Raw genomic sequence first — 24,699 nt, forward strand, 5'->3', positions numbered from 1 at the left:
ATATCTCACAAATGTATAAACTCCTGCACAAGAGGATTTGTTGATTTTTCAAATTCTTTAACAGGTAAGTACTCAACAATATTACCACGATCTAAAAAAGCTACAAAGTCGGAAATCCTCAGGGTAGCTTTTACGTCGTGAGAAATAATAATTGACGTCATTCCTCTATCTTTATTTCTAGCAGCAGTATCAACTATTAAATCGTTGACCATTTTTGTCGTAATTGGGTCTAGTCCAGTTGTTGGTTCATCATAGAGCATAATATGTGGGCTTAAGGCCAATGCTCTTCCTAGCCCTACCCTCTTACGCATTCCGCCGGACAATTCAGATGGAAGTCTCTCGAAAGATATTTCTTTTATTCCTACTGACAAAAGTAATTCTTGGGCCTTATCTTCTATTTCTTTAGGGCTTAGCTCCGTAAACTCTTTTAAAGGAAAAGAGACATTCTCTATAGCACTCATAGAATCAAAGAGAGCTGCATATTGAAAAAGCATTCCAAAATTTTGCCTAAACTCTCTTAATTCGACAGGCTCCATTTTAGCAAGATCCTTTCCCAATACTTCTACGCTACCTTCACTTGGATGATACAAACCTAAGATATGTTTTAATAGAGTGGACTTTCCAGCACCTGAAAAACCTAAAATAGTAGTTATTTTATTTTTAGGAATATCGAAGCTCAAATTCTTTAAAACAGAATGTTCCCCAAATATTTTAGTGACATTATTAATTCTGACTGCTGGTTGTTCAAAAGTTAGCATTATAGAACCTGCACTAAGAAACTAGTTAAAAAGTAATCAATGACTAGTACTGAAATCATTCCCCACACAACTGCTAAGTTAGTTCCCTTTCCTACTCCCTCAGCACCCTTAGTTACATTAAAACCAAAGTAGGTTCCAATAACAGCGATTATAAAACCAAAGACAGTTGCCTTTAAGATTCCTTGTAATAAATCACTAATAAACATAAATTCACTTAACTTCGACATGTAAATTGTCTCATCAATGAGTAAAGCAACAGTACCAACAATCATTGAACCAACATTACCTACAAATAGAAAAACAATACTCAACATAGGAAGCGCCAAAGTCGCTGCCAAAATTCGTGGTACCGCTAAATATTGATAACTATCGATACCCATTACTTCTAAGGCATCTACCTGTTCGGTAACTTTCATCGTACCAATTTGTGCTGCCATTGCGGCACCTGCTCTACCTGCTACAATAAGACCACTTAAAACTGGTGCTAATTCCTTAGCAAGGGAGATAGCAACAACGGAGCCAACAAGTGAATCAACATTAATAAGCTTAAAACCAAAGTATGTCTGATAGGCCATAACCATTCCAGTAAAACTTCCGGCCAACGCAATTATAAATAGAGACTTATTACCAATAAAATAGAACTGCTCGATAAAGAGACGTAATCGAAAAGGTGGTTTAAAAATCCAGTAGAAAAACTTTAAAGCAAAGAGCCAAACCTGGCCCAACCCACTAACATTTTCAATTGTCACTGCACCAGTAAATTCAACAAAATTTTTAAACTTCTTTAAAATCAAAGTCATTAACCAAGTCCTACGCTCAACTATTGCGCCCTAAATATAGTAAGTTACTAAAAGTTTAAACTAATTAGAGCTGATAGGCGAATAAATCGGCTAAAAAAGCTCAATCTTTTTTATTAAAATACCGTTTAGAATATAGATAATATTAATTTAATAGAGGTTAATACAAATAGTGTTTTATTTACGTAACAAAGAAACAAATGAAATTACTGAACTCTACGATCAGCTAACAGTTGGCAGAAGGTCGAAGTGTGACTTAGTTTTCAAAGATGACCTCGTGTCTGGTTTTCACTGCAAGTTTCATGTAACTAAACGAGCTATCTTTATTGAAGACCTTAAAGCTTCGAATCCTGCATCAATTAATGGAGTTGGAATTGCTTCTCAAGATACAGTTAAGCTAAATCATCATGACGTACTAATGATAGGAAGTACTTCCTTTATCGTTGTTGATAAAAGTAAAGAAAATGATGCGAGCTATAAGACTCTTATTTTAGATAAAGTAAAAATACATGAAACATTTGAAGAGGATAGTAACTACGAAGAAAATCAACGATTCTGGCAAAATGAAAGTCAAACAAAGAAAAAGGTGCAAAAACTAAAAGCAAAAATAAAAGTTATATCTGAATCTCGAGAAATTATTGATACTCTAAAAAGTGAATATAATGAATTACAAGTAAGCCAGAAGGAAATTTTAGCATCAGTTAAGACTCCTAATAAGTACAATTTAGATGAACTGAAAGAGCATATTAATCATTATCAAGAAAAAATTAATGAACTCTCTGAAAAGAAAAATGAAATCGTTAATGTGTACAACAAAGTTGTCAGCTTTAAGGATAATCAATCTCAAATACAATCACTAGGTAAGAGAATCGAAGAATTAGAAAGTAACTTTGATGTTAACGAATTTGAAGAACTTACTAAAGAGTATGAATCTGCACTACTAGAACTAGAAAATTTAAAGAAAGTTGCTTAAATGTAAGTCTTGGCCACTCTAGAAGTTAGCTGAATCGACAACTCATAAGTTATAGATTTAGACTCATCTGCCAATGTTTGAAATCTTTTCGAGTCATGATCCCAAACAACAAATAACTCACCTTGGATAAGTTCTGGAGCATCATCTTTTTTAAAAAAGACTTGGGCCATATCCATATTCACTCTTCCTACCACAATTCCCTTCTTTCCTTTGTGGTAAAGATGGCTTCCCATAAATCTAGTGGAGAAACCGTCTCCATAACCAAGAGCAATTATCGCAACAACTCCATCTTCTGGACAAGGAGTCGCGCCGTAACCTACAGGTTGTCCTTTAGTCACTTTAAAGTGTTTAATTATGTAAGTCTCAAGTCTAGAGATGATTTCCCCATCCCAGCAGCTTAAGTGAGAGTATTTTGGAATTACAGAACTTGCTCCATACATCATAAGACCTGGACGCACGTGAGTCTCTTCTAAACCAACTCTTTGTTCAATTGCACCAGAATTAGAAATAGAACTATTTTCAATAACTATTCCTTCAGAAATAAGCCTTTCTTTAATTTTTTTAAAATTGTCTAGCTGAAACAAACACCTTTTATTCTTTTTCATTGAAAGTGAAGAAGAAGAAAAGTGAGTCATAAGATGGGAAATACTTTTTCTTAAATTTGATTTTAAGAGTTTAACTACAGAGTCAATCTCTTCATGAGATATCCCAAGTCTGTTCATTCCCGTATTAAATTTTAAAAAGAGTGGAAAGCGTTCAAACTTCTTATTTGATAGAAAGAAGTTTAAGTCATCTTTATTTGAAATCACTGGAATAATTCTACGATTTAGGTAAATCTCTGAGCATTCCTCTAGTTCTAATTGTATATCTGAAAAAACATAAACTTCAAATTCGAGTTCAGCTAACTCCTCTCTCAACTTCAAAGCTTCACCTAATGTCGCACAACCAAATTCATTAATACCAAGTTCTAAAACTGCGTAACGAACTATAGCAACAAGACCGTGCCCATAAGCGTCAGCCTTCACCATTAGTAGTACTTTATTGTCTGGACAAATTTCTTTTAACTTTTGATAGTTACTAGAAAAGATACCAAGGTCTATAACATGCCTTGAGCGAAACCTCATACTTTACAAAGTCCTCTCAGGAGCTCTTCCCCAAACTAATTCCTTAGCTTTTGATTTTAAATCTAACTTATCCAACTCATCTAAAGCAGAGAACTTAATCTCTTCAACATGTAACAAGTAAGCTTCGGCCGAAGCTGGTATCATTTTAACTTCTGGACGTAGACTTTTCGCTAGTAAAGTATCTGCATTTTCAAAGTATCTCCAATAAGAGAACCTATGTGCAATATTCTTTAAATGAGTCATGGCCTGATCTAAGTGTGCATACTCACAAAGGACTCCTAAGTTATTCACTCCCATGGAAATGAATTTTAAATCCTTAGGATATGCATTGAGTACTCTGGCAATAAAGTCTTGATAGAAAGATTTCCAATAAAACTCTCCACTCTTTCCTTCTCTGGCCATAACAATAATATCGCTTAAATTAATATCGATTAAGGCGAATTGATTTTTAATATCTCCATTTACTGCAGACTTCACTTGCTTATCAAATAATGAGAATGCTTCCCACGCTGTGATAAATCGAGCTTCTCTATTAAGAGAGAGTTTTCCACCTTCATTAAATGAAGCATAAACACCATTCAAATAATTCTCTAAAGCTGTCCAATCGAGCTTTTCTGAAAGTGTAATATCATTTAATTTTAAATAAATGATTAGGTCTGGGTTATTTCTCTTGCCTTTAATATTTAAAGACATGACTTCTCCACCTAAGAGGTCAACAGCAACTTGAGAACCCATATTCTGAGCAAACTCTTCTATTCCATTGTGACAAGTTCTTCCTAAAAATAATGAAGGAATAGTCACAAATTTCATTGAAGTACTTTCAGGAGAAAGAAGTCTCTGACCATTCGAGCTCAGTTCTAAGTATGCAAACTCAGAAATATCCTCTAACTCTGAAAAAACATTTTCACATGACTCAAAGAAATCCATGCAACGAATTTTTTCAGTTTCAAAATTATTGCATAAATCCTTAAGGTATCTATCGTAGAAGTGATCCTCTTTATAAACTTGAGATACTTCAATTAAACCTCTCACCTGATTAGAGAGCTTATTTTTTTCAATTTCAATCTTACTTATTCTTTGTTCATAGGAAAGCATCTTATTAAGTCTCTTCAGTATAGACTTAACTTGTCCTCTGTAATTTGCCCCCTTAAGAATCGTTCCCATATTAAAGAACTCATAAGTTGAATGTAAAAGAGGTGCTGTATTAGAACTGAAGAAAAATGCCATCGGGAGTTGGTCATTTTTAACAAATGGATGATTTTTTAATAGAAGAGTACCTTCGTGCATCTTTTTAACATCAACTAGAGATAATGTAGGAATTACTTCTAAAGTACCTTTCCAGAATGAATCTAAGTCTTCATAAAAATGTGCCACAACGCCAAGCTCTCTAAAAATATCAGAAAATTCTTTTGCAAGCTCAAGGTCTTCAAGAAGAAGCGCCACTGTTAAATTATTCATACTCATTGTAATCTCCCATAATACAAAAATTATGCCCTGAATTACACAATACGTCTAATTTTAGTAGGAAATAATAGAGGGTAGTTCTAGGTTTAAAATAATACTTTAAGCAAAGTCCAATCTGTTGGCCAAAGCTTATTATCGCCTACTAAGGCAACGTCGCAAACACTTTCAAAGATCTTCGCCCTCTTATTAAATAATTCCTCCAAATCACTTTTGGACTTATCTAGCTGAGGCCTATTTTGATCACCCTGGATTCTTGTATAACATGTTTCAAAATCATTCTTAAGATACAAGATTTTAACATCAAGACTTTTTAGTAAATCAATATTTTCCATTAGATCAAGACTTCCGCCACCTAGAGAAATCAATCCCCCAGAGGAAAGCTGCGTAATTGCATTTTTTAGCGCCTTGCTCTCTATTTGCCTAAAGACTTCAAAGCCTTCTGTACGAATAAGTTGGGCAATACTCCCCTTGTCCTGCTCAATATAAAGATCTAAATCAATAGATTTAATCTCTGGAAATTGCTTTAAAAAAGAGCTCTTCCCTGTTCCCATAAAACCACAAATAGCTATAATCACGTTGCACTCACTTTGAAAAAAATAAAAACTCCATGTACTTTTAACTTCTTATAAGTTAGAAGCCCTAATAGATTTATTTTACGTTTGAGGTCACGATGTTGCAAAGAGACATTAAAGATAATCTCGATGAGATTGTAAGAGTTGAAAATTTTTTAGAAGAAGAGAGAGAATACAATCTTGATAAAGACTGTACTTGGGTAAGTGATCTTCTTGAAGAGCTTGAAGAAAACCTAGATGACGACGAAAAAACTCCTGACTACAGAACAATGAAAGTTGATCTAAAAATAAAAAGAAAGGAAATTCCACAATTTGGAGAAGGCCTAATCATAAGAGGCCAATTCAGCGGAGACTTCCACGTTCCGTGCATAAAGTGCCTCACTCCAACTCCAGAATCTGTAAAAGGTAGCTTTGAGGCCGTCTATATTGCAGACAAATATGAAAAGAGTGAAGAATTTGAGGAAACATTGAGCGTTTGGGCCGATAACTCAGAACTTGAGGTATACTTCCATGACCGCGGTAAATGTAATGTTAAGAAAGTGATACATGAGTGCATCTACCTTAATATAAATCCTTACCCGCTTCACTCGCAAGAGTGTAAAGGTTTATGCGGTGTGTGCGGAAGTGACTTAAATCACGTAGACTGTGGACATGCGCAGCATTAAAATGTATCGGACATGGTAAAAAGACTTGATAAAGTAGTGAATATAACGTATCTATTCACCCTTAATAACAAGAAATAATAAGTTAAAGTTATATATCTGGAGTAGAAAATGGCAGTACCTAAGAAGAAAACCAGTGTTTCAAAGAAAGGTTTGAGAAGAGCTGGTCAGCATCATAAATTATATGCAAACAATAAAGTTGTTGTTGATAACACAACTGGAGAGCTAACTAAGAAAGGTTGTATTTCACCTTCTGGTTACTGGAAAGGTCAAAAGATTTTTGATACTAAAGCTGATAGAGAAGAAGAAACTGCTGAGTAATTTCTTGTCTAATTAGATAAATTAATTAAAAATTCCTGAGGGCATTTAAATTCAATTGAGAAATCAAAAGAATTTAAATGCCCTTTGCTATTTTGGAGGCGAGGAAAATGACGGACTATAAAGTTAAAATTAAAGGTACTGGAATGTTTGTACCTGAAAGAATAATGACCAATGATGATATCTCTAAATTTGTTGATACGAATGATGAGTGGATCTTTGAAAGAACAGGTATTAGAGAAAGAAGAATTTCTAATACTGAAGAGGGTGAATTTCCAAGTGATATGGCCTACAAAGCAACACTTATGGCCCTTGAAAATGCGAACTTAGAAGCTAACGATATTGACCTCATCCTTTTTGCCTCAGTAACCCCAGACTTTAAACTTCCTAATACGGCCATTGTTCTTCAGCAGAAACTTGGAATAACTAATCAATGTGCAGCCCTCGATATAGCCGCAGCATGTTCTGGTTTTGTTTACGGATTAAATATGGCCCAAGCGATGATTAGAACAGGAATGGTTAAGAATGCTCTAATCGTTGGTTCTGAAATGCTAAGCCGAGAAGTAAATTGGAAAGACAGAGGAAGCTGTATTCTTTTTGGTGATGGTTGTGGTGTTGCTATCGTAGGAAGAAATGAAGATAGTGATGATTCAGACATTCTATCAACTCACCTAGGCGCAGACGGTACAGGAAGAGAATTTTTTGATCAACCAGTCGGCGGAGCAGTCTATCCAATTACTGAAAGTCACCTTGAAGATGGATCTCACTTCATGCAAATGAAAGGTAGAGAGATGTTTAAAGTTGCCACTAGAACATTAGCGCAAAATGCTAAGACAGTTTTAGAAAAAGCAAACTTAAATCTTGATCAAGTGAACTGGTTAGTTCCTCATCAAGCAAATATAAGAATAATTGAAACAACGGGAAAGCTTCTCGGAATAGATCCTGAAAAAGTTATCGTTAATATAGAAAAGTACGCTAATACCTCTGCCGCGACAGTGCCAATTGCATTTCACGAGGCCATCCAAGATGGAAGAATTAAAAGAGGTGATGTTGTTCTATTTGATGCTTTTGGAGCAGGACTAACAACAGGGGCCACTCTACTACGCTATTAACTAAAGGATAAGTTATGACTAAATCAGTAACACTATTATTTCCTGGTCAAGGTGCGCAGTACGTAGGGATGGGAAAATCTCTGGAGGGTCATAGTGCGTTTGATCTTTTTGAAAAGGCAAACAAAGCACTTGATTTTAACCTAAGCCAGATTATGTTTGAGGGACCAGATGAAGAACTCAAACTTACTAAGTACACACAACCTGCCATTTTAAGCCACTCGGTAGCTTTATTTCAAAAGCTAAACGAGTTACTAGAAAGAAAGAACATTAAAATTGACCGAGTACTTGGTCACTCAGTCGGCGAGTATGCTGCACTAGTTTCTTGCGGAGCAATCCCTTTTGAAGATGCTGTAAAAGCTGTTCACTTAAGAGGAAAGTATATGCAAGAGGCCGTCCCTTCTGGTAAGGGCAAAATGTTTGCAGTGATGAAAATACCTCAAGAGGTTATCGAAAAAGCTTGTAAAGAAGTAAGTCAACCAAACTCAGAAGTAATGCCTGCCAACTTTAATGAACCTAGCCAGATTGTTATCTCTGGAGAAGCAAGTGCTTGCGACAGAGCAGTAGCATGGTTTGAAAAAAATTGGGAAGAACCGTATAGAGCGGTTGAACTTAATGTGTCTGCACCTTTTCATTCTTCTCTTATGAAGCCAGCTGCAGAGAAACTAAATTCTTCTTTTTCAGATTTTAATTTTCAAACAACTACCCTGCCATATATTGCAAATATAGATGCTAAAGAATACCCTGCAGGAACTAATCCAGACACAGTTAAAGAGAACCTCTTCAAGCAAGTTGATGGCTCAGTTCTTTGGACTCAAAGTATTCAGGCCCTAGCTGATGATACTATCTGTATTGAATGTGGGCCAGGAAGAGTATTAATGGGTCTAGTAAGAAAGATTAATAGAAATATAAAAGTTATCTCTCTTGATAAAGATGGAGCTTTTGAAGAGCTCGAGGAGTTATTATAATGATGGCAAATTTTGAAGATTTAAAAGGTAAAATCGTTCTAGTAACAGGTGCTACAAGAGGGATTGGAAAAGCAATCGCTATAAACCTTGCGAAACAAGGTGCTCATGTTGTTTTCAACTTTCGTGAGGGTAAAGAAGCTGTAGCTGATGAGATGCAAAAAGAGCTTATGGCAGCAGGAGCTAGTAATGCTACTGGAGTTATGTTTGACGTAACTAATGCTGAACAAATAAAAAACTCTCTCGATAGTTTTAATAAAGAGTTTGGAGCAATAACAGGTCTTGTTAACAATGCCGGTATCTCTAAAGACCAAATTGTTCTAAGACTAAAAGAAGAAGATATCTCGCAAACAATAGATACTAACCTTAAAGGATCAATCCTAGTTACCTCTGCACTCTCTAGAGCTTTTCTAAGAGCTGAGAATGTTTCAGTTGTAAATATAAGCTCAGTTGTTGGTCTTATGGGAAATCCTTCACAAATCGCATACGCTGCTTCTAAAGCCGGAATGCTTGGATTTACAAAGTCTTACGCCAAAGAGCTGGCTTCAAGAAATGTTAGATGTAACGCAATATGTCCAGGATTTATTGAGACAGATATGACAGATGCCCTTGATGAAAAGGTAAAAGAAGCGTATCTTAGCTCGATTCCGTTAAACCGTCTTGGAAATGTGGAAGAAGTTGCTAACCTAGTGAATTTCTTAATTAGCAAGGCGTCATCTTATATAACTGGAGAAGTTATAAAGATTGACGGTGGATTATATATTTAAGTATTGTAGTTTGAGACACACATAAGGAGTAAATAATGGAAGAAAAAGTAATCAAACTTGTAAGTGATGCAACGAAAATTGATATTGCAAAAATCAACGCAGGAACTAGCTTTGTAGACGATCTTAATCTAGATTCTCTTGATATCGTTGAACTTATGATGAAAATGGAAGACGAGTTTGGAGTAGAGATCCCAGAAGAAGATGCTGAAGGTCTTAAATCTATTCAAGACGTAGTAACTTACCTTGAAAAAAAGTAATCAGATTTAAATAAAAATCTAATAAAAAAAGGGGAAGCAAGTGTTTGCTTCCCTTTTTTTTTGCTCTATTATTTTAGTCAGTTTACTCACAGGAGAATCACAAATGAACAGAGTTGTTATTACTGGAATGGGTGCCATATGTGGTCTAGGTCATAGCCTTGACGAGGTTTGGGGAAATATCATTGAAGGTAAGCCCGGAATATCAAAAATTGAAAATACACCTATTGAAAAACTAGCAGTACAAATTGGCGGAGAAGTGAAGAACTTCGAAATTAGTGCTGATATACTAGAGCCTAAAGAGGCTCCTAGATACGATAAATTTATTCACTTTGCATTGCACTCAGGTTACGAAGCTTGGAAAGATTCAGGACTTGAAAACCACAACTATAGCCCAGAGAGAATTGGTTCAATAATGGGAGTTGGTATGGGTGGCTTTCCCGAGATCGAAAGATCTTATGAAAGTTTTATGGACAAAGGACCAAGAAGAATTTCCCCATTCTTTATACCTGGAATTATTCCAAATATGGCCACCGGCCTTTTAAGTATAAAATTAAACTTACAAGGAGTGAATTACACTATTGCCTCTGCTTGTGCTTCAGCAGCTCATGCTATTTCTGCAGCAGCTTTTGAAATAATGGCAGGCAGACAAGATGTTATGGTTACCGGTGGAGCAGAGTCCGTACTATCAAATCTTCCTATGGGTGGATTTATTTCCATGAAAGCATTATCTAAAAGTGAAGATCCTGCAACGGCCTCGAGACCATTTGACGTTGATAGAAATGGTTTTGTGATTGGTGAAGGCGCAGGGATTCTCGTTTTAGAAAACTATGAAAAAGCAAAAGCTCGTGGTGCAAAAATATATGCAGAAGTCGTAGGACATGGAACTTCAAGTGATGCCCATCATATTACTGCCCCTCATCCAGAAGGAGATGGTGCATACAGATGTATGAAGATGTGTGTTGAATCGGCCGGAATTACTCCCGATCAGGTTGGTTATGTTAATGCTCACGGAACTTCAACGCCACTAGGAGACTTAGGAGAGACAAAAGCTATTAAGAAAACTTTTGGAGATCACTCTAAAAATATGTTCGTTTCTTCAACGAAGTCTATGATTGGTCATTTATTAGGTGCAGCTGGAGGTGTTGAAAGTATCTTCTGTGCAATGGCCCTATATAAAGGAATTCTTCCTCCAACGATTAACTTAGATAATCAAGATCCTGAATGTGACCTTGACTACGTTGCTAATAAAGCAAAAGAAATTCAAGTAGATTATGCATTAAATAACTCATTTGGATTTGGTGGGACTAACTCTTCGTTACTCCTTAAAAGATATACTGGAAACTAAGGAAGGTCGCATGTTTCATAAGGAATCAATCTCATTAAAGTCGATGGACTCAGAAATATCAGAGCTCATCGAAAAAGAAAGAATAAGACAAGAAGAAGGGCTCGAACTTATCGCTTCTGAAAACTATGCTTCTAAAGCAGTTATGGAAGCTCAAGGGACAATTCTAACAAATAAATACGCCGAAGGTCTTCCTCATAAAAGATACTACGGAGGATGTGAGTTTGTAGATACTGTTGAAGAGCTTGCTATCGAAAGAGTAAAGAAGCTTTTTGGTGCTGACTTTGCTAACGTTCAGCCTCACTCTGGTTCACAAGCAAATATGGCAGTATACTTCACTCTTCTAGAGACAGGCGATAAAGTTCTGGGAATGAATCTAGCAGAAGGCGGTCACCTTACACACGGATCGCCTGTTAATTTTTCAGGTAAGCTTTTTGAAATTATTCCTTACGGTTTAAATCTGGAAACAGAAACAATTGATTATGAGGCGCTTAGGGAACTTGCTTTAAAAGAAAAGCCAAAAATGATTATTGCCGGAGCATCTGCGTACCCAAGAACACTAGACTTTGAAAAGTTTAGGAAAATTGCTGATGAAGTCGGTGCATATTTAATGGTAGATATGGCGCATATTGCTGGTCTTGTAGCAGCAGGTGTCCACCCTAACCCAGTTCCTCATGCTCACGTTGTAACATCAACAACTCATAAAACTTTAAGAGGTCCACGAGGTGGGATTATCTTAACTAATGATGAAGAACTAGCAAAGAAGATCAACTTCAATGTCTTCCCTGGAATTCAAGGTGGTCCACTAGAGCATGTTATTGCAGCAAAAGCAGTATCTTTCAAAGAAGCTCTTGATGAGAGTTATACTCATTACCAAAAACAAGTTGTTCTTAATGCAAAAGTATTGGGAGAAAAACTTCAGTCTCAAGGAATAGAAATAGTTTCAGGTGGAACTGATAATCATTTAATTTTGATCAAAACAGACTCAGTTAATCTATCCGGAAAACAAGCGGAAAAGGCCCTCGAAAAAGCAGGTATTACTTGTAACAAGAATATGATTCCTGGAGATAAGAGATCACCATTTGTTACATCAGGAGTTAGAATCGGTACGCCGGCCATTACAACAAGAGGAATGACTGAAGAGCATATGAACTTAGTTGGTTCTTGGATCTCTAAAGCTCTTTCGAATCATGAAGATGAAAAGGTTTTGGAAGAAGTTAGAAATGAAGTAATTAGCTTATGTAGAGACTTTCCAGTTTATTAAATTCACAAACAGTGGGGGCTAGTTAGCCCCTACTTCTTACAAGACTCTCCGGCCTTAACTTTACCATTCAAAACTGCTCCTTTAGAGTCTGGAGCACCAAAAGATAAAGATTTTATAGTAAGGACTTTCGAGTCTTTATTGAAAGAAAAGTCCCCTGAATCATCATCTCCATAACAACTTACGATGTTATTTTTTGAATCACAATTATATAGATTTTCAAATTTACCATACTTCATTATTATGTGTTTTTTTGACGGAAACATCTTTAAACTCTTGCCTCCAATTTTAAACTCAAAACAATCGTTGGCAAAACTAGATGTAGAAAATAGAAAAAAGAAAATCAGCATTAAAGTATTAGTATTCTTTTTCATACTATTTCCTCGGACCACAATCATTAACATCTTCAATATCTTGCATTCCATCACCGTAATTAACAACCATTGAAGGGCCATTTTTAGCTAAGTTTTCAATCATCCAATAATTATCCTTATCTATTGAAGGACACCCCCAACTAGATTTATATGGAGAGACATGCATATACTTACTATCGGGACCACTTCCATTATTAGTTTTCTGCAAGCCAAATAATTGAAGACCGTGTGCCTTAGATTCACCATAAGTCTTCTTCATATAAGAGCGAACAGCATTATATTTTGGAATTGATTTCTTGCCACCTGGAACAAAATTGAAAACATTTGTACCTGTCATAAATACACCTTTAACAGTTGAGTGCTTTCCTGAAATATTAGCGTAATTACTTTTAAAAGTACCACTTCCCAAGTTGAAGTAACTTGTCTTGACCTCTCCTTTACAGATATCTATATAATACATTTTTCTTCTAAAAGGATATTGAGATTTTGGAAATTTCTCAGCTTCTTCTTTAGTGTTATTAATAACTATTTGACACTTATTTGGAATTCCATTTTTCATTGAGTCGGTGAACTCTTTCTTAGGTCCTTCACCTTTTTTGTCAGTATAAATATAGCATTTATTATTTCTAAATTTATCGAAGTTATTTTTGAATGCTTTTAATGTGTAGTTTAAAGCATCATGAGGAATTCCAGCCTCATATAATTTATTGCAGTTTGATACCCAACTCTTTCCCATCTCTGGGTAATTGCAGAGATCATTTTTCTTACTCGGCTCAGGTGCTGGAGGAGCAACAACGATTGCCTTGGGAATACAGTCAGATTGTGGAGCGCTTAGAGTTTCATTAATATGTTCGCTCACTTCATGCGCAGAAGGTATTGTTGTAAAGTCTTTAGTAAACTTTTGAATATCTTCTGTATCACCACTAAGGTTAGAAGAAATATAGTCATTACTCTTGCAAGAAGTAATGAAAATTACAGTGATTACTAACAATGCTTTAAAACTCATAAAAACTTGACCCTCTCTCTATTGTCTTTTCGGAGTTAAACCATATTACTTGAATACACAGGTTTCTCTAAAATGTAGTACAAGTTACTAATTATACGTAGCAAGTGTGCCATGTAATTATGGTAAATTCTTTAAATTTAAAGCTTTCCCCTTGCCAAGAAAGCTTTGAAAACGTAAAAAAGGACCTTAAAAATACAGGAATACTAATGCATTGCCCTATTTGCCAAACTACAGATACTAAAGTTGTCGACTCACGCTTGATGCCAGAGGGCCTAAGTGTGAGACGTAGAAGAAAGTGCGAAAGCTGTGACAATAGATTCACTACATACGAAAAAATTCAAATTCAAATGCCAGCGGTTGTAAAACATGACGGACGTCGAGAGTCTTATGACCGAGAAAAGATTCTTAGAGGGCTAAAGAAGGCCTGTCAAAAAAGGCCTGTCTCAACTGAAGACTTAGATAAATTAATGGAAAGAGTAGAACGCTTTATGCTCGAGCATTATCCTAAGGAAATAAACTCCAATATCATTGGTGAAAAAACAATGGAAGAACTACTGCATCTAGATCCAGTGGCCTACACTCGTTTTGCTTCATTTTACTGGGATTATAAAGACATTGAAGGATTTGTATCTTCATTACTAAAAAACCTTACTGCTTCAAAAGGAAATCAGCGTGAGCAACTTCAGCAATAAAACAAATGCCAGAGAGTTTACTTTTAAATTTATCTATAACATTTTAAACTCTGCTCCAGACCTTATTAACCTAGTAAGCACTAAGAGCCCAAAAGAAGACTACGAGCAGCTTTTTGAAGAGTTCTTATCTTCATATACAGAGCCTGATAGTGAACATCCAAATAACCAAGTTACAAATAATGCAAAGAGTTTTGCATTAATTCTTATAGAAGGAATACTATCTAATAAAGATGCTCTAGAGGACAAGATTTCCCCACTATTGCATAAGAGAAAGATTCATCAATTAGAAAAAATTGATTACACAATTTTAATGCTTGGATCATTTGAAATTTTAAATATCAAAGATACTCCAAAAAATGTTGTGATCGATGAAATGGTTAATCTTGCAAAGAAGTTTGGAACTGCCGACTCTTACTCGTTTATTAATGGAACTCTAGACTCATTGAAGTAATATGAATAAGAAACTCTTAATGACCTTAGATAATTCATTCTGTGCCGTACTATGGTTTATAGATGAAAAAACTAATAACCAAAGTCATTTTTTCAAAGAGTTTGATTATTTAACTAATGGACTTTTGTCAAAAAGTAATAAACTCGAAGGGTTATACCAAACTATTAATTTCGACAAGACTATTTCTATCGCACTAGTTAGCAAGTCTGACCAGGAGCAATTCACGATTGCAGCGAAGTCTTCTATGGCCTTGATAAAGAAAACTGATGATACTAAAAAAGTACTAATCATTCATAATACAGACGAAAAGAATCTAGAACAAAAATTTAGCAAGGCCTACTCAGGGTTTAGTTTTACTGTATTTGAACATGAAAAAGAGCTCTAAATGACTTTTGTAAAAATTATTTTTTTATTACTACTTACCTTCACCTCTTTTGCAGATTGCGAAAAAGAATATAAGAAAGTAAAGCTAATAACTCTATCTGAGCCTGTATCTGCACCTCTGAGAGCTGGTCTTTACTTTTCTTCGGGTGCAATTTCTACGAGTGGTGCTTCTTTATTAGGAATTTTATCTCTCAATGCAGAACTAACGACAGGTGGCGTTCTTTATGGAGCCGCCTTCACTTATGAAGGGACCTACTTCATTGAAGCGACACTATCTAACTTCAAAAAGTATAAAGGAAGAGCAAATGCACTCAAATTGATTATTGACTCTAAACTTGGTTTTGGAGAAACACTTCTAGAGTTTGTCGACGATGTTAATGAACAGCTAGAAGATACAATTGTGCTTTCAAAAGAAGAAATCATCCAAGAGGTACTTGATGGTAATCAAGAGCAGCTTTTTTGCACTTCTAAAGAAACGCTATTCACGATTAACAATATAAAGAATCATATTGTTCGCCAATATATTCCTATAAATGGTAACGATATTGATTTTAATGACGACTACGACGATACAATTGACATTATATATTAAAAAAAAACCGGCCTAAGCCGGTTTTTTTATTTAATAGCACAAAGGTAAGTTACCCAAGACTCACAATTTTCTTCTTTATCAGAAGGATAGAAGTTTCCATCTCCACCTCCATCGCCATCTTCACCTTCCCAGTAAGTAACGACTTTAGAGAAACCAGCATCAATCATAATATCTTGAAGCTCTTTAAGTCCCCACATTCTCCAATCATAAGTAAATACTCTTTCGTATTTATGTCCATCTTGTTCAAAGTGAATATAGTAGAGAACTTCACTTGTAATAGGATTAAAAGATTCACAGTCCCAGAAGTAAGTATGAGAATCATGGTCAGACTCTTCAACTAGTTCCTGACAAGCATCTGTTCCACCAAAGAGATCGACAAAGAAAGCTCCCTCATCATTTAGACCTTCTCTAACTTTTTTGAAATACTCTAAAAGAGTCTTTCTTTCTTTGAATATAAAATAAGAGAAATTAAAGGCCACAACAATATCAGACTTAAAGTCTCTATTGTCTAACACATTGCCTTCAATATATTTCATTCTCTCTTTTTGAGCATCATTTAGCTTAGAGTAATGATTATCAATACCATAACTGATTGGCTCAGAGTCTAAATCAACACCCCATGCAATATGATTATCTGATTGCTTAACCCAATCACAGGCCATCGCTGCCGTACCACCAAAATCTTCTCTCAAAGACATCGGTAATTTCCCAAAGATGCGTCTATACTCTTTATTAATGAAGTCTATATCGCATTCATGGTTTTGTACTGAAGCTTCATAAAGCTTATATTTATTCTCTAACGATAGCTTTGCCATCTAAACTCCTCTAAATTTTTCTTTGCAGAAAATGTACCATAGAAATAGAGAGAATTTGAAGATTAAAGAAAAGTTTTTTTAGTATTCTTCGTAAGATTTAACTTCTTTAATGCCAGATCCAAATTGATTATTTATTCTATTTTTTACTGCAAAGCGACGATCATTAGTTACATAAACAGCTCTGGCCAATTCAATAAACTTCTCTCCAAAGTCCTTCGCTCTCTCCTGCTCTCTTATATCATCCTCAATTTTCCATAATTCACTATTAACACTCACTAATTCCTCAAGAAAGCTATCAATGCCATCTAAAGATAATTTATCTAAAGTACTCATAAGCTCATCATACTCATTCTTAGCAAGAGATACTTTTTGAGCATCTTTAATATTAAGCATTTTTATTCTTAATATCGAGATTTTATCAACTAACTCACCTAGTGAAACTGAACATTTTATAATCATTTTATTTCCTTATATTCTATTTTGATAATTTCAACTTCATATTCCCCTTTTGGGGCCTTAACAGTTACAAAGTCTCCTACACTCTTTCCAAGTAAAACTTTTCCAAGAGGAGATCTCCAACTGATTTTTCCACGGCTTGGATCAACTTCATCTATGCCAACAATTGAAAACTCTTTTCTTTGATCATCTTCATCTAATACTTCTACTGTTGCAGAAAACTGAACTTGATCAGAATTCATCTCTAGAGGATCGATCACTTTTGAGTTATGCAACCTTTTCCTAAGAAACCTAAGTCTACTATCAATCTCTCTAAGCCTCTTCTTACCATATATATAATCTGCATTTTCTGAGCGATCACCGTTTCCAGCTGCCCATGCTATTACTTTAGTTGTTTGCGGTCTTTCAACTTTAAGCAAGTGATTCATTTCATCACTGAGTCTTTTAAATGAACCTGGAGTCATATAGTTGATAAATTCTTTATCCATCACTTAATCTCTTTAAAAATACACTTAGTGCATCCTCAAGAATATCTATAACGTGATTAAAACCTTCATCTCCACCATAATATGGATCAGGAACACCACTAATTTTGAAATTAGAGCAATAGTCGGTGATCAAGACAACTTTTTGTGAAAATTCATTAGTTAAATCTAAACTCAAGATATTAGAGAGATTTGATTCATCCATAACAACAATATAATCATATCTATAAAAGTCGTCTTTTATAAATTTTCTAGATCTTGAACTAAGATCATATCCCCTTATTTGTGCAGCTTTACACATTCTTTTGTCAGGAAGCTCTCCTGTATGTACACCACTGGTTCCTGCTGAATCTACTTCAAATTTATCAAGTAGATTTAACTTACTAAGCTTACTTAGAAATATTCCTTCAGCGGCTGGGGATCTACAAATATTTCCTAGACAGACAAAAAGAACTCTAGTCATTTTTTTTCCTTCGACTTATTTATAAATAGTTTATAATTTATTAGTATTTAATACTATCAGAAACTGGAAAGGATATTATGTCGATAAGAGAAGTTACAAAAATGGGAAATCCGATACTTAGAATGCCTGCGACACAACTTTCTAATCAAGAAATACTATCTAAAGAAACTATATCACTTTTAAAAGACATGTATGACACTATGGTGGACTGTGGTGGTATTGGCATAGCCGCCCCGCAAGTTGGAGTCTCCAAGCAAGTTGCTATTATAAAAATCCCTAAAGATTCTAGCAGATACCCACAAACAACTGAAAGTAGCCTATTTACTATTTTCAATCCAAAAATAGAGGTTCTTGATGAGACGAAACAAGGATTTTGGGAAGGATGTCTTTCTGTTCCAGGGCTTAGAGGCTATGTAGAAAGGCCATCTAAAATAAAAGTCATCTTTCAAGATGAACAAGCAAATGAAAAAGAGATTGTCTTGGAAGGATTTTTGGCCACAGTTTTCCAGCATGAATTAGATCACTTATTCGGTCTGCTATATGTAGATAGAATTAAGGATATGAGTAAGCTAACTTTTGAGTCGGAATTTGAGCAATTTTGGGCAACTACAGATTAAAAAGTAAGGTTAAAGCACTAAAATAACAGTAAAATACAACTAAATTAATTTCCCTCTCTAGCCGATAAGTTCTTTATCCTTAGGAGCTATCGAGAGTGAAGAAGCAAGACATTTTACCATCAATTCTATCTTGGCTACCCTTTGGCCTTTTTCTTATAGTCTTAAGTTACTATGGTGTAAGTCACTATTTGATAGATCATGACAACTACTGGGAAAGCCGTAGCTTCTCAGTTCAATCGAAAAGAGAAATAGCTAGCTACAAAGACAAGCTAGAATTCGATGCTTTTAGACAATATTTTAATACAAACTCATTTAATAAATTTCTAAATTTTAAAATGACATTAGACTTCTGGTCCAGCTACAGTAATTCAAAAGAAAAAAATATTATCAGGGAAGCTCTACAAAGCTCATTTTTCGAAACATTTGAACCAACAAATCCTAAATCAATCTCTCTAAGCACTTCTAAACTTGAACTATTAGAGAGTTCAATTAATAAATTCGTAAACACACTTGCAGAAAAGAAAATTTCCAATGGTGAGTTCCAAGTAAATCTAAACTTCACACCAAACTTTGAACAGAATCTTAATTATAATAAAGAATTATCAACAAATCAGTTGGTAAATATTGAGAAAAAAGATTTGGCCCAAACGTTGAGTTCTAAAGAAGAACAACAAATTGAAAAAGTTTTAACAACTCCAATTCCATCTCTTTCACAGCGCTATCAGTACTCGGGTGGAACAATAACGATATTTATAAAAGCGAATGATCTAAATAAAAATCTTTATAATGGTTATATTAGATTTAGAAGATATTTTCGCGCCAATGACTTAAGTAGTACAGACTTAAATATTGAAACAAAGAACTTCAATTTGACATACTTTCAACTTGAGAAGGCGAGCTCTAAATACAGTAACTTTCTTACTGTAGACCTATATAAGAACTTCAACACTTCAACACAGATTCCTCAAAAGAACCATTTAGATATTCACTTTGGAAAACTCCTTTCTAGTAAAATTGAACAAAAAGATTTACCAAACTCTATTACGACGGGTGATTTTTATATTAATGGGACCTTTCCGATCAAGGGAGTGAAGTCTGAGGTAAAAGTTAAACTCGACAAACTAACATATTCTTTTCAAAAAAATAGTTTCACAGATGATTCAAAGCTTATGGTTACACTAAGAACAGATAAGCAAGGCCCTCATGATCTAGAGAAGTTTATGATAAAGAAAATCATTAAAGAAAATCTCGCAGAAAAAATAGTTAAGCATTTAGAACTTGAAAACTTTCACCAGTCTTTTAATACCACTGGAGAAAAAGAATGATTCTTAAGTTCTTCATTGTATTTCTATTCTTAACAAAAGGTTCATTTGCAGGAAATTTTAATATTACTGAGGCAATTAGACTTAAATCCATATACTCTAACTACTATGAATCTGTATTTGGAAACCCAAATATTGCGAGAACAGAACTATTCAAGGAAGAACTAGAATCCCTGTCAGAAAATGATAAGGTATATGCAGACTCCATGATAAAGAACCTCTCTAACCATGTACCTAATGACTTTCTTAAGGCCATGGTATATTGGAAAGTGATATCCAAAGATAGTGAAAGATTTAGAGATGTTCTCATTTTTACAATGATGTATAAATCCTTTATATTAAGAGATGTTCTCTACTCTCCCACAGGCTCAAAAAATTCAAAAGAATATGCAAGAAAGAAATTGAAAGAACTCTACCATCGAAAAGATTTCTCACAAGAGAGTTTCTATTCAACACTCGAGAGAGATTTCCATGAAAAGGCAACAATAATTTCTTCTTTTAAAAATGTTGATGTTCTTATCAAGGCCATAAAAGAAACTAATGCCATCACTTTTTCAATTGAAAATAAGTTCATTCCTCAATACTCTCTTAGTTTTCAAGGTTATATTCCAGGTAATGAGTTGAAGTTATTTAATAACGATAGGACTAATGTCGGGCTATTAAAATGGTACGCTGAAAATACTATACAACCAAATATAAAAAATAATTCAAAAATTGACATAAGTAATCACATGTCTTTTATTAAAAACCCACAATTAATAAAAATTATAGAAATGATTGATGAGGCACAAGAGTCTATTCTAATAAGTGCTACTTACTTAGGAGGATCATTAGGAACAAGCCTTTCGAACTACCTTATTGAAAAAGTTAAAGAGCAAAAAATAAAGAACAAAGACTTCAAGATAATTATCTTTCATAATGCTAACATTCCTCTATCTTTGTCTGATGAAGTTAATATTACACTTCTTTCATTAAGTACCAAAGTACTAAGAGATGAAAATTTATCGAATAGTTTCTTTATTATTAAATCAAATGATTCTCTTATAAAAAATGAAGATAAAGTAAATCATGCAAAGGCCATTGTAATTGATGGAAACACAAATTACCCTCAGGCCTTGCTTGGCTCTAAGAACCTAGCGGATAGTAATGGAGGATACTCATTTGATAACTCTATATGGATAAAGGGTCCTGCCGCAGCAGTTATTCAAAATTCCTTATATGAAGATATTGTTCTATACTCTAAAACGCCTACCCAAAAGAAAGTAATTGAGAAATATTTTAAGATCACTAAAGAAGAATATCCAAGAGCAGGATTTCAGCCACTAAGAATTACAGAGTCCGACTTTAAAGGACACATCAAAAATACTCGAAATATTATTGTTGATATGATTATTCATGCTAAAGAAAATATATACATGGAGCAACTCTACTTACTTGATCCATATGTGATTAATGCAATAATTAAGAAGAAGATAGAACGACCAGATATCGATATTAAAATCATCATTGATAACAGTGAAATATTCAATATGAATGGACTACCAAACTCTATATTCATCAAAGAGTTTGCCCTTAATGGAATCAACCTTCGCGCGAGAAAGAATCTTGTACTCAAGTCAAACACAACACCTAATACTAACAAGGCCTTTCTTCAATTTAATAATAGAAAAGTTATTTCTGTAGATGGTGAAAAAATGGTCATAGGATCTGCAGACCTGAGCGCACAAGGTCTACAAGGAAATCAGAGGGAGATAGGCGTACAAATTTTTGATAAAACAGAAATAGCAAAATTTGAAAAGTCACTTCTTCTTGCCTGGGCCGATTCGACAAAAACAATTAATCTCGATATTGAAAACTTTGAAGCAAATATAAATGGAAAAACTTTTTCAAAGACTTTCTCAAGTTTAATCAACTCAGTATCAAAAGCATTCTTAAAGCTTAAAAATAGTATCAATAGTAAGCTTTAAGTTATTTGTGCCCATCTACTTCACAACCCGAGTCACCACCTTGAAGCTGAAATGCTTCTTGTTTAGGAGCTGCAAGCTTTTTAGAAATTTCTTCCTCAGTTTCACAAGATTCATCATCTTCTTTCTTTAAATCTGAAAAATCATCTGTAGCAGATATAGAATTAGACTTTTTAGAAAAATCATAGTCTTTAACTTTATCAGATGTAACTTTACTACCACCTTCTTGCTGACAAGATAGGATAAAAATTGACACGAGAAAAAATAATACTACTTTCATACGACCTACTTACTGTAATTAACCATTGGTAAACGCATCACTCTACGATACATCCACCTAGGCATTCTATCTAAAAAATAAATTACTGTCTTCATTTGCCAAGGAAAAACATAGAGTTCTTTCTTATTGTCTAAGGCCTTTTTAATTTTTGTTGCTGCCACATCAACATCCATTAGCCATGGCATATCATGATCATTCTTCTTTGTAAGAGGCGTATCAATGAAACCTGGAGCAATACAAGACACATTTATCCCCCACTGACCTAGGTCTAAACTATACGACTCACATAATTTTATCACAGCGGCTTTTGAGGCAGAATAAGAAGAAGCACCTGGAAGACCTACCATTCCGGCCACACTTGCAATTGCAGCGAGATGCCCGCTCTTATTTGGCAACATATTCTTCAAAGCGGCTTCAAAAGTATTCAATACTCCCAAAACATTAATTTCTATTACAGCTCTTGAAGCTTTAAAGTCAGGTTCTTTATTTTTACTCCCAACACTTCTCCCAGCATTGGCCAACATCAAATCTAGCCGTCCTTCACTAAAGCTATCCACTGCACTTATAAGCTCTTCCCTATCTGTGACGTCTGCTTTATACACTTGAAGCTTTGGATATTTAGATTTTACATCCTGATCAAGCTTTGAAGGGTCTCTTCCACATACACCAACACTATGACCTTCCTCTAGATACTTCTTAGCGATGGCAAGTCCAATTCCGGTAGTTCCACCTGTAATAAATATTTTCATATACATCCTTAATTTTACCTATTTTAACTATCTTTAAAGATGTGGCAACTATACATCTTGATTTTACTCCTCTAGACTTAAATCTATGATATTTCTAGGCTTGATCATTACTGGTTTAATTGTTGGAATCTTCTCATCCTTCTTTGGTGTTGGAGGAGGAATTTTGATAGTTCCTACTCTCTACACATTTTTTGAGTTTCTACCTCCGCAAGTCGTTATAGCAACCTCACTGTCTCTAATCTTTTTCAATTCTTGTATAAATACCTATAATTTTTCAAAGTCTGGTGTTCGCCCTAATTTTTCATTCCTATTGCCTATCGCCTTTTCAATGATTCTAGGTGTTCTTGCTGGAGGAAAACTCACTCTGATCCTACCTGCGCGGACAGTTAAGCTCATCTTCAGCGTCTTTGTCTTTGCTATTGCCATCAGAACGCTATTAGTGAAACTGAAAAAAGAAGACTCAGACAACTGGAATGCTCCAACAGACATAAAATCAAGATTAGTGGCCATTACAGTAGGACTCTTTGGTGGACTAGTTGCAGGAATGACCGGATTAGGCGGAGGGGCTGTTTTAGTCCCATTATTTATCACAGTTCTTCACATCCCATTTCGATTTATATCAGCTTACTCCAACGCTTGCATGGTCATTGGAACCTTTGCAGGAATGCTTCTATATCTAATTGAGCCTACTCCACACTTCATCTTCAATAACGAGATTCTAGAGAAAGGTCAGTTCGGATTCGTGAATTTTTCTATTGTAGCCGCTTTGTTTATTGGCTCTAGCACATCGTCAAAGTTTGGAGTCAGTCTTGTCAAAAAGATAAGTCCCGAGTTATCAAAGAAGCTTTTTGCGGTGCTCCTGATCATCATTTCAATAAAAATATTTGTATCCTCTCAATTTTCTTAATATTTTTTAAATTTTGTATTGACCATTCACCTAAAAATACCTATATTTAATCTCACTGAAATGCGGGGGCGTAGTTAAGTTGGTTATAACGCTTGCCTGTCACGCAAGAGGCCGAGGGTTCGAGTCCCTTCGCTCCCGCCATTTTTGTACTACATTTCAATTCAAAGCATCTTCGGATGATTAGATAATTAAAAGAGAGTTTAACCCACTCTCTTTTTTTTTGCCTAAAATCGATTAACATCATCAAATTAAGTAAATTTTTAAAGCGTAAGCCCAACTTTCTTTACTTTAAGGAAGCTCAGGTGAAGCAACTAAGCAATCTCACGAACACTTTTTGAATTACTATTTTTTCATAAGAAAAGCAGGATATTAACTAAAGCCGTGCAAACCTGATAAGTGACCATGATGGGAGCGAAGAGGTTAACCAACTAATGTACGATGATACTATAGATCAATTAACATGCCGTCAGTTGCTAAAACGACATCTCTTTTAAAATGTTTTTTGATAACTTTTAAATTTTCACTTTGAGTAACAAGAGTTCGTTTCATAAAATGAGACAATACCAATTTTTCTACATTTCCCTCTTTTGAGATCAATGCAATTTGAGATGGAGTCATGTGAAGTCCCATGGCCCTCTTTGAAGCTGTTTCTGGTGGGAGTACTCGGTAGACAGTGGAAAAACAATCAAACTCTCGATCTAGAAACTACCTAAAGCATTCCAAAAATCTAAAACTCTTTTGTTAGTAATCTAACTATCGGTTTTCTTATTAAA

General features: G+C 34.9%; 31 protein-coding genes and 1 tRNA gene. 18 read left to right on the forward strand and 14 right to left on the reverse strand.

Annotated elements, in window-relative coordinates:
- Window positions 1-5: 5 nt before the first annotated feature.
- Window positions 6-758, reverse strand: a complete 753-nt coding sequence (locus tag DPQ89_RS02845) for an ABC transporter ATP-binding protein (protein ID WP_127714974.1) — start codon at window positions 756-758, stop codon at window positions 6-8.
- The gene (locus DPQ89_RS02850; protein ID WP_127714976.1) at window positions 758-1,558 is read right to left on the reverse strand and encodes an ABC transporter permease; all 801 of its coding nucleotides are present in this window, start codon (window positions 1,556-1,558) and stop codon (window positions 758-760) included. Before DPQ89_RS02850 ends, DPQ89_RS02845 begins: the two co-directional genes overlap by 1 nt.
- 169 nt (window positions 1,559-1,727) lie before the next feature.
- On the opposite strand from DPQ89_RS02850, the gene DPQ89_RS02855 reads away from it, so the two are divergent.
- On the forward strand, window positions 1,728-2,528 hold the full coding sequence (locus DPQ89_RS02855) for an FHA domain-containing protein (RefSeq protein WP_164848230.1): 801 nt from the start codon (window positions 1,728-1,730) through the stop codon (window positions 2,526-2,528).
- On the opposite strand, the gene alr is transcribed toward DPQ89_RS02855, so the two are convergent.
- The 3 genes from alr to DPQ89_RS02870 all read right to left on the reverse strand — a co-directional run bounded on the left by alr (window position 2,525) and on the right by DPQ89_RS02870 (window position 5,691).
- Window positions 2,525-3,652, reverse strand: coding sequence for an alanine racemase (gene alr / locus DPQ89_RS02860; protein ID WP_127714980.1), 1,128 nt, complete (start codon window positions 3,650-3,652; stop codon window positions 2,525-2,527). The genes DPQ89_RS02855 and alr overlap by 4 nt on opposite strands.
- Window positions 3,653-3,655: 3 nt before the next feature.
- Complete coding sequence (locus DPQ89_RS02865; protein WP_127714982.1) at window positions 3,656-5,116, reverse strand: hypothetical protein; 1,461 nt, start codon at window positions 5,114-5,116, stop codon at window positions 3,656-3,658.
- An 86-nt stretch (window positions 5,117-5,202) separates the two neighbouring features.
- Window positions 5,203-5,691 (reverse strand): shikimate kinase, encoded by a 489-nt coding sequence (locus tag DPQ89_RS02870; protein WP_127714984.1) that lies wholly within the window; start codon window positions 5,689-5,691, stop codon window positions 5,203-5,205.
- A 95-nt stretch (window positions 5,692-5,786) separates the two neighbouring features.
- On the opposite strand from DPQ89_RS02870, the gene DPQ89_RS02875 reads away from it, so the two are divergent.
- The 8 genes from DPQ89_RS02875 (at window position 5,787) to glyA (ending at window position 12,372) form a co-directional block, all read left to right on the forward strand.
- The gene (locus tag DPQ89_RS02875; RefSeq protein ID WP_127714986.1) at window positions 5,787-6,353 is read left to right on the forward strand and encodes a DUF177 domain-containing protein; all 567 of its coding nucleotides are present in this window, start codon (window positions 5,787-5,789) and stop codon (window positions 6,351-6,353) included.
- A 108-nt stretch (window positions 6,354-6,461) separates the two neighbouring features.
- Window positions 6,462-6,671: a 50S ribosomal protein L32 gene (gene rpmF / locus DPQ89_RS02880; protein ID WP_127714988.1), complete on the forward strand. Its 210-nt coding sequence runs from the start codon at window positions 6,462-6,464 to the stop codon at window positions 6,669-6,671.
- A 107-nt stretch (window positions 6,672-6,778) separates the two neighbouring features.
- A complete protein-coding gene (locus DPQ89_RS02885; protein ID WP_127714990.1) occupies window positions 6,779-7,780 on the forward strand; it encodes a beta-ketoacyl-ACP synthase III in 1,002 nt (333 codons plus the stop codon).
- Between the two features lie 14 nt (window positions 7,781-7,794).
- Window positions 7,795-8,745, forward strand: coding sequence for an ACP S-malonyltransferase (fabD, locus tag DPQ89_RS02890; protein WP_127714992.1), 951 nt, complete (start codon window positions 7,795-7,797; stop codon window positions 8,743-8,745).
- Window positions 8,746-8,747: 2 nt separating this feature from the next.
- Complete coding sequence (gene fabG / locus DPQ89_RS02895; RefSeq protein ID WP_127715043.1) at window positions 8,748-9,509, forward strand: 3-oxoacyl-ACP reductase FabG; 762 nt, start codon at window positions 8,748-8,750, stop codon at window positions 9,507-9,509.
- A gap of 35 nt (window positions 9,510-9,544) precedes the next feature.
- Window positions 9,545-9,766 carry an acyl carrier protein gene (acpP, locus tag DPQ89_RS02900; RefSeq protein ID WP_127714994.1) on the forward strand — a complete coding sequence of 74 codons (222 nt, stop codon included), beginning with the start codon at window positions 9,545-9,547 and terminating at the stop codon, window positions 9,764-9,766.
- A 103-nt stretch (window positions 9,767-9,869) separates the two neighbouring features.
- A complete protein-coding gene (gene fabF, locus DPQ89_RS02905; RefSeq protein WP_127714996.1) occupies window positions 9,870-11,111 on the forward strand; it encodes a beta-ketoacyl-ACP synthase II in 1,242 nt (413 codons plus the stop codon).
- 10 nt (window positions 11,112-11,121) lie between these two features.
- Entirely contained in the window at window positions 11,122-12,372 is a 1,251-nt protein-coding gene (gene glyA / locus DPQ89_RS02910; RefSeq protein WP_127714998.1) for a serine hydroxymethyltransferase, read from the forward strand.
- Between the two features lie 29 nt (window positions 12,373-12,401).
- Here glyA and DPQ89_RS02915 read toward each other — a convergent pair whose 3' ends face one another.
- Complete coding sequence (locus DPQ89_RS02915) at window positions 12,402-12,743, reverse strand: hypothetical protein (protein ID WP_127715000.1); 342 nt, start codon at window positions 12,741-12,743, stop codon at window positions 12,402-12,404.
- Between the two features lies 1 nt (window position 12,744).
- On the reverse strand, window positions 12,745-13,749 hold the full coding sequence (locus tag DPQ89_RS02920; protein ID WP_127715002.1) for a hypothetical protein: 1,005 nt from the start codon (window positions 13,747-13,749) through the stop codon (window positions 12,745-12,747).
- A gap of 119 nt (window positions 13,750-13,868) precedes the next feature.
- Between DPQ89_RS02920 and nrdR the strand changes: the two genes are divergently transcribed.
- Genes nrdR through DPQ89_RS02940 form a run of 4 tightly spaced genes read left to right on the forward strand, consistent with a single transcriptional unit; the run spans window position 13,869 to window position 15,868 of the window.
- Window positions 13,869-14,441, forward strand: coding sequence for a transcriptional regulator NrdR (nrdR, locus tag DPQ89_RS02925; protein ID WP_241558769.1), 573 nt, complete (start codon window positions 13,869-13,871; stop codon window positions 14,439-14,441).
- Window positions 14,422-14,892 carry a transcription antitermination factor NusB gene (gene nusB / locus DPQ89_RS02930; RefSeq protein WP_164848231.1) on the forward strand — a complete coding sequence of 157 codons (471 nt, stop codon included), beginning with the start codon at window positions 14,422-14,424 and terminating at the stop codon, window positions 14,890-14,892. Before nrdR ends, nusB begins: the two co-directional genes overlap by 20 nt.
- A 1-nt stretch (window position 14,893) precedes the next feature.
- A complete protein-coding gene (locus tag DPQ89_RS02935; RefSeq protein ID WP_127715006.1) occupies window positions 14,894-15,277 on the forward strand; it encodes a hypothetical protein in 384 nt (127 codons plus the stop codon).
- A complete protein-coding gene (locus DPQ89_RS02940) occupies window positions 15,278-15,868 on the forward strand; it encodes a hypothetical protein (RefSeq protein ID WP_127715008.1) in 591 nt (196 codons plus the stop codon).
- Window positions 15,869-15,894: 26 nt separating this feature from the next.
- Here the strand turns inward: DPQ89_RS02940 and DPQ89_RS02945 are convergent, their stop codons facing one another.
- The 4 genes from DPQ89_RS02945 to DPQ89_RS02960 form a co-directional block, all read right to left on the reverse strand.
- A complete protein-coding gene (locus DPQ89_RS02945) occupies window positions 15,895-16,683 on the reverse strand; it encodes a class I SAM-dependent methyltransferase (protein ID WP_127715010.1) in 789 nt (262 codons plus the stop codon).
- A gap of 78 nt (window positions 16,684-16,761) precedes the next feature.
- Window positions 16,762-17,142 carry a DUF6165 family protein gene (locus DPQ89_RS02950; RefSeq protein ID WP_127715012.1) on the reverse strand — a complete coding sequence of 127 codons (381 nt, stop codon included), beginning with the start codon at window positions 17,140-17,142 and terminating at the stop codon, window positions 16,762-16,764.
- On the reverse strand, window positions 17,139-17,627 hold the full coding sequence (gene greB, locus DPQ89_RS02955) for a transcription elongation factor GreB (RefSeq protein ID WP_241558770.1): 489 nt from the start codon (window positions 17,625-17,627) through the stop codon (window positions 17,139-17,141). Before greB ends, DPQ89_RS02950 begins: the two co-directional genes overlap by 4 nt.
- Entirely contained in the window at window positions 17,620-18,087 is a 468-nt protein-coding gene (locus tag DPQ89_RS02960; RefSeq protein WP_127715014.1) for a low molecular weight protein-tyrosine-phosphatase, read from the reverse strand. The genes greB and DPQ89_RS02960 overlap by 8 nt, the downstream gene beginning before the upstream one ends.
- 77 nt (window positions 18,088-18,164) lie before the next feature.
- Between DPQ89_RS02960 and def the strand changes: the two genes are divergently transcribed.
- The 3 genes from def (at window position 18,165) to DPQ89_RS02975 (ending at window position 21,993) form a co-directional block, all read left to right on the forward strand.
- The gene (def, locus tag DPQ89_RS02965) at window positions 18,165-18,704 is read left to right on the forward strand and encodes a peptide deformylase (RefSeq protein ID WP_127715016.1); all 540 of its coding nucleotides are present in this window, start codon (window positions 18,165-18,167) and stop codon (window positions 18,702-18,704) included.
- A 95-nt stretch (window positions 18,705-18,799) separates the two neighbouring features.
- Window positions 18,800-20,029 (forward strand): hypothetical protein, encoded by a 1,230-nt coding sequence (locus DPQ89_RS02970; protein WP_127715018.1) that lies wholly within the window; start codon window positions 18,800-18,802, stop codon window positions 20,027-20,029.
- Entirely contained in the window at window positions 20,026-21,993 is a 1,968-nt protein-coding gene (locus DPQ89_RS02975) for a phosphatidylserine/phosphatidylglycerophosphate/cardiolipin synthase family protein (protein WP_127715020.1), read from the forward strand. The genes DPQ89_RS02970 and DPQ89_RS02975 overlap by 4 nt, the downstream gene beginning before the upstream one ends.
- A gap of 1 nt (window position 21,994) precedes the next feature.
- On the opposite strand, the gene DPQ89_RS02980 is transcribed toward DPQ89_RS02975, so the two are convergent.
- Window positions 21,995-22,270 (reverse strand): hypothetical protein, encoded by a 276-nt coding sequence (locus tag DPQ89_RS02980; protein ID WP_127715022.1) that lies wholly within the window; start codon window positions 22,268-22,270, stop codon window positions 21,995-21,997.
- 5 nt (window positions 22,271-22,275) lie between these two features.
- Entirely contained in the window at window positions 22,276-23,019 is a 744-nt protein-coding gene (locus DPQ89_RS02985; RefSeq protein ID WP_164848232.1) for an SDR family NAD(P)-dependent oxidoreductase, read from the reverse strand.
- A gap of 85 nt (window positions 23,020-23,104) precedes the next feature.
- Here DPQ89_RS02985 and DPQ89_RS02990 point away from each other — a divergent pair, with 85 nt between their 5' ends.
- Together DPQ89_RS02990 and DPQ89_RS02995 are read left to right on the forward strand one after the other, a co-directional pair.
- Window positions 23,105-23,926, forward strand: coding sequence for a sulfite exporter TauE/SafE family protein (locus DPQ89_RS02990; RefSeq protein ID WP_127715026.1), 822 nt, complete (start codon window positions 23,105-23,107; stop codon window positions 23,924-23,926).
- Between the two features lie 64 nt (window positions 23,927-23,990).
- A tRNA-Asp gene (locus DPQ89_RS02995) sits at window positions 23,991-24,067 on the forward strand.
- 303 nt (window positions 24,068-24,370) lie between these two features.
- Here DPQ89_RS02995 and DPQ89_RS18415 read toward each other — a convergent pair.
- A complete protein-coding gene (locus tag DPQ89_RS18415; RefSeq protein ID WP_164848233.1) occupies window positions 24,371-24,544 on the reverse strand; it encodes a hypothetical protein in 174 nt (57 codons plus the stop codon).
- Between the last annotated feature and the right edge of the window lie 155 nt (window positions 24,545-24,699).

Source organism: Halobacteriovorax sp. HLS (genome assembly GCF_004006665.1).
Lineage (GTDB): Bacteria > Bdellovibrionota > Bacteriovoracia > Bacteriovoracales > Bacteriovoracaceae > Halobacteriovorax.

What these genes read in the sequence shown, in the direction of transcription:
- DPQ89_RS02875 (WP_127714986.1), top strand. Translation starts at nt 5,787, where the DNA reads ATGTTGCAAAGAGACATTAAAGATAATCTCGATGAGATTGTAAGAGTT.
- DPQ89_RS02975 (WP_127715020.1), top strand. Translation starts at nt 20,026, where the DNA reads ATGATTCTTAAGTTCTTCATTGTATTTCTATTCTTAACAAAAGGTTCA.
- alr (WP_127714980.1), bottom strand. Translation starts at nt 3,652, where the DNA reads ATGAGGTTTCGCTCAAGGCATGTTATAGACCTTGGTATCTTTTCTAGT.
- DPQ89_RS18415 (WP_164848233.1), bottom strand. Translation starts at nt 24,544, where the DNA reads ATGACTCCATCTCAAATTGCATTGATCTCAAAAGAGGGAAATGTAGAA.
- DPQ89_RS02915 (WP_127715000.1), bottom strand. Translation starts at nt 12,743, where the DNA reads ATGAAAAAGAATACTAATACTTTAATGCTGATTTTCTTTTTTCTATTT.
- DPQ89_RS02950 (WP_127715012.1), bottom strand. Translation starts at nt 17,142, where the DNA reads ATGATTATAAAATGTTCAGTTTCACTAGGTGAGTTAGTTGATAAAATC.
- DPQ89_RS02850 (WP_127714976.1), bottom strand. Translation starts at nt 1,558, where the DNA reads ATGACTTTGATTTTAAAGAAGTTTAAAAATTTTGTTGAATTTACTGGT.
- fabD (WP_127714992.1), top strand. Translation starts at nt 7,795, where the DNA reads ATGACTAAATCAGTAACACTATTATTTCCTGGTCAAGGTGCGCAGTAC.
- DPQ89_RS02935 (WP_127715006.1), top strand. Translation starts at nt 14,894, where the DNA reads ATGAATAAGAAACTCTTAATGACCTTAGATAATTCATTCTGTGCCGTA.
- rpmF (WP_127714988.1), top strand. Translation starts at nt 6,462, where the DNA reads ATGGCAGTACCTAAGAAGAAAACCAGTGTTTCAAAGAAAGGTTTGAGA.
- DPQ89_RS02945 (WP_127715010.1), bottom strand. Translation starts at nt 16,683, where the DNA reads ATGGCAAAGCTATCGTTAGAGAATAAATATAAGCTTTATGAAGCTTCA.
- fabF (WP_127714996.1), top strand. Translation starts at nt 9,870, where the DNA reads ATGAACAGAGTTGTTATTACTGGAATGGGTGCCATATGTGGTCTAGGT.
- acpP (WP_127714994.1), top strand. Translation starts at nt 9,545, where the DNA reads ATGGAAGAAAAAGTAATCAAACTTGTAAGTGATGCAACGAAAATTGAT.
- fabG (WP_127715043.1), top strand. Translation starts at nt 8,748, where the DNA reads ATGGCAAATTTTGAAGATTTAAAAGGTAAAATCGTTCTAGTAACAGGT.
- greB (WP_241558770.1), bottom strand. Translation starts at nt 17,627, where the DNA reads ATGGATAAAGAATTTATCAACTATATGACTCCAGGTTCATTTAAAAGA.
- nrdR (WP_241558769.1), top strand. Translation starts at nt 13,869, where the DNA reads ATGGTAAATTCTTTAAATTTAAAGCTTTCCCCTTGCCAAGAAAGCTTT.
- DPQ89_RS02960 (WP_127715014.1), bottom strand. Translation starts at nt 18,087, where the DNA reads ATGACTAGAGTTCTTTTTGTCTGTCTAGGAAATATTTGTAGATCCCCA.
- DPQ89_RS02920 (WP_127715002.1), bottom strand. Translation starts at nt 13,749, where the DNA reads ATGAGTTTTAAAGCATTGTTAGTAATCACTGTAATTTTCATTACTTCT.
- glyA (WP_127714998.1), top strand. Translation starts at nt 11,122, where the DNA reads ATGTTTCATAAGGAATCAATCTCATTAAAGTCGATGGACTCAGAAATA.
- DPQ89_RS02885 (WP_127714990.1), top strand. Translation starts at nt 6,779, where the DNA reads ATGACGGACTATAAAGTTAAAATTAAAGGTACTGGAATGTTTGTACCT.
- DPQ89_RS02990 (WP_127715026.1), top strand. Translation starts at nt 23,105, where the DNA reads ATGATATTTCTAGGCTTGATCATTACTGGTTTAATTGTTGGAATCTTC.
- DPQ89_RS02980 (WP_127715022.1), bottom strand. Translation starts at nt 22,270, where the DNA reads ATGAAAGTAGTATTATTTTTTCTCGTGTCAATTTTTATCCTATCTTGT.
- DPQ89_RS02865 (WP_127714982.1), bottom strand. Translation starts at nt 5,116, where the DNA reads ATGAGTATGAATAATTTAACAGTGGCGCTTCTTCTTGAAGACCTTGAG.
- DPQ89_RS02845 (WP_127714974.1), bottom strand. Translation starts at nt 758, where the DNA reads ATGCTAACTTTTGAACAACCAGCAGTCAGAATTAATAATGTCACTAAA.
- DPQ89_RS02940 (WP_127715008.1), top strand. Translation starts at nt 15,278, where the DNA reads ATGACTTTTGTAAAAATTATTTTTTTATTACTACTTACCTTCACCTCT.
- def (WP_127715016.1), top strand. Translation starts at nt 18,165, where the DNA reads ATGTCGATAAGAGAAGTTACAAAAATGGGAAATCCGATACTTAGAATG.
- DPQ89_RS02985 (WP_164848232.1), bottom strand. Translation starts at nt 23,019, where the DNA reads ATGAAAATATTTATTACAGGTGGAACTACCGGAATTGGACTTGCCATC.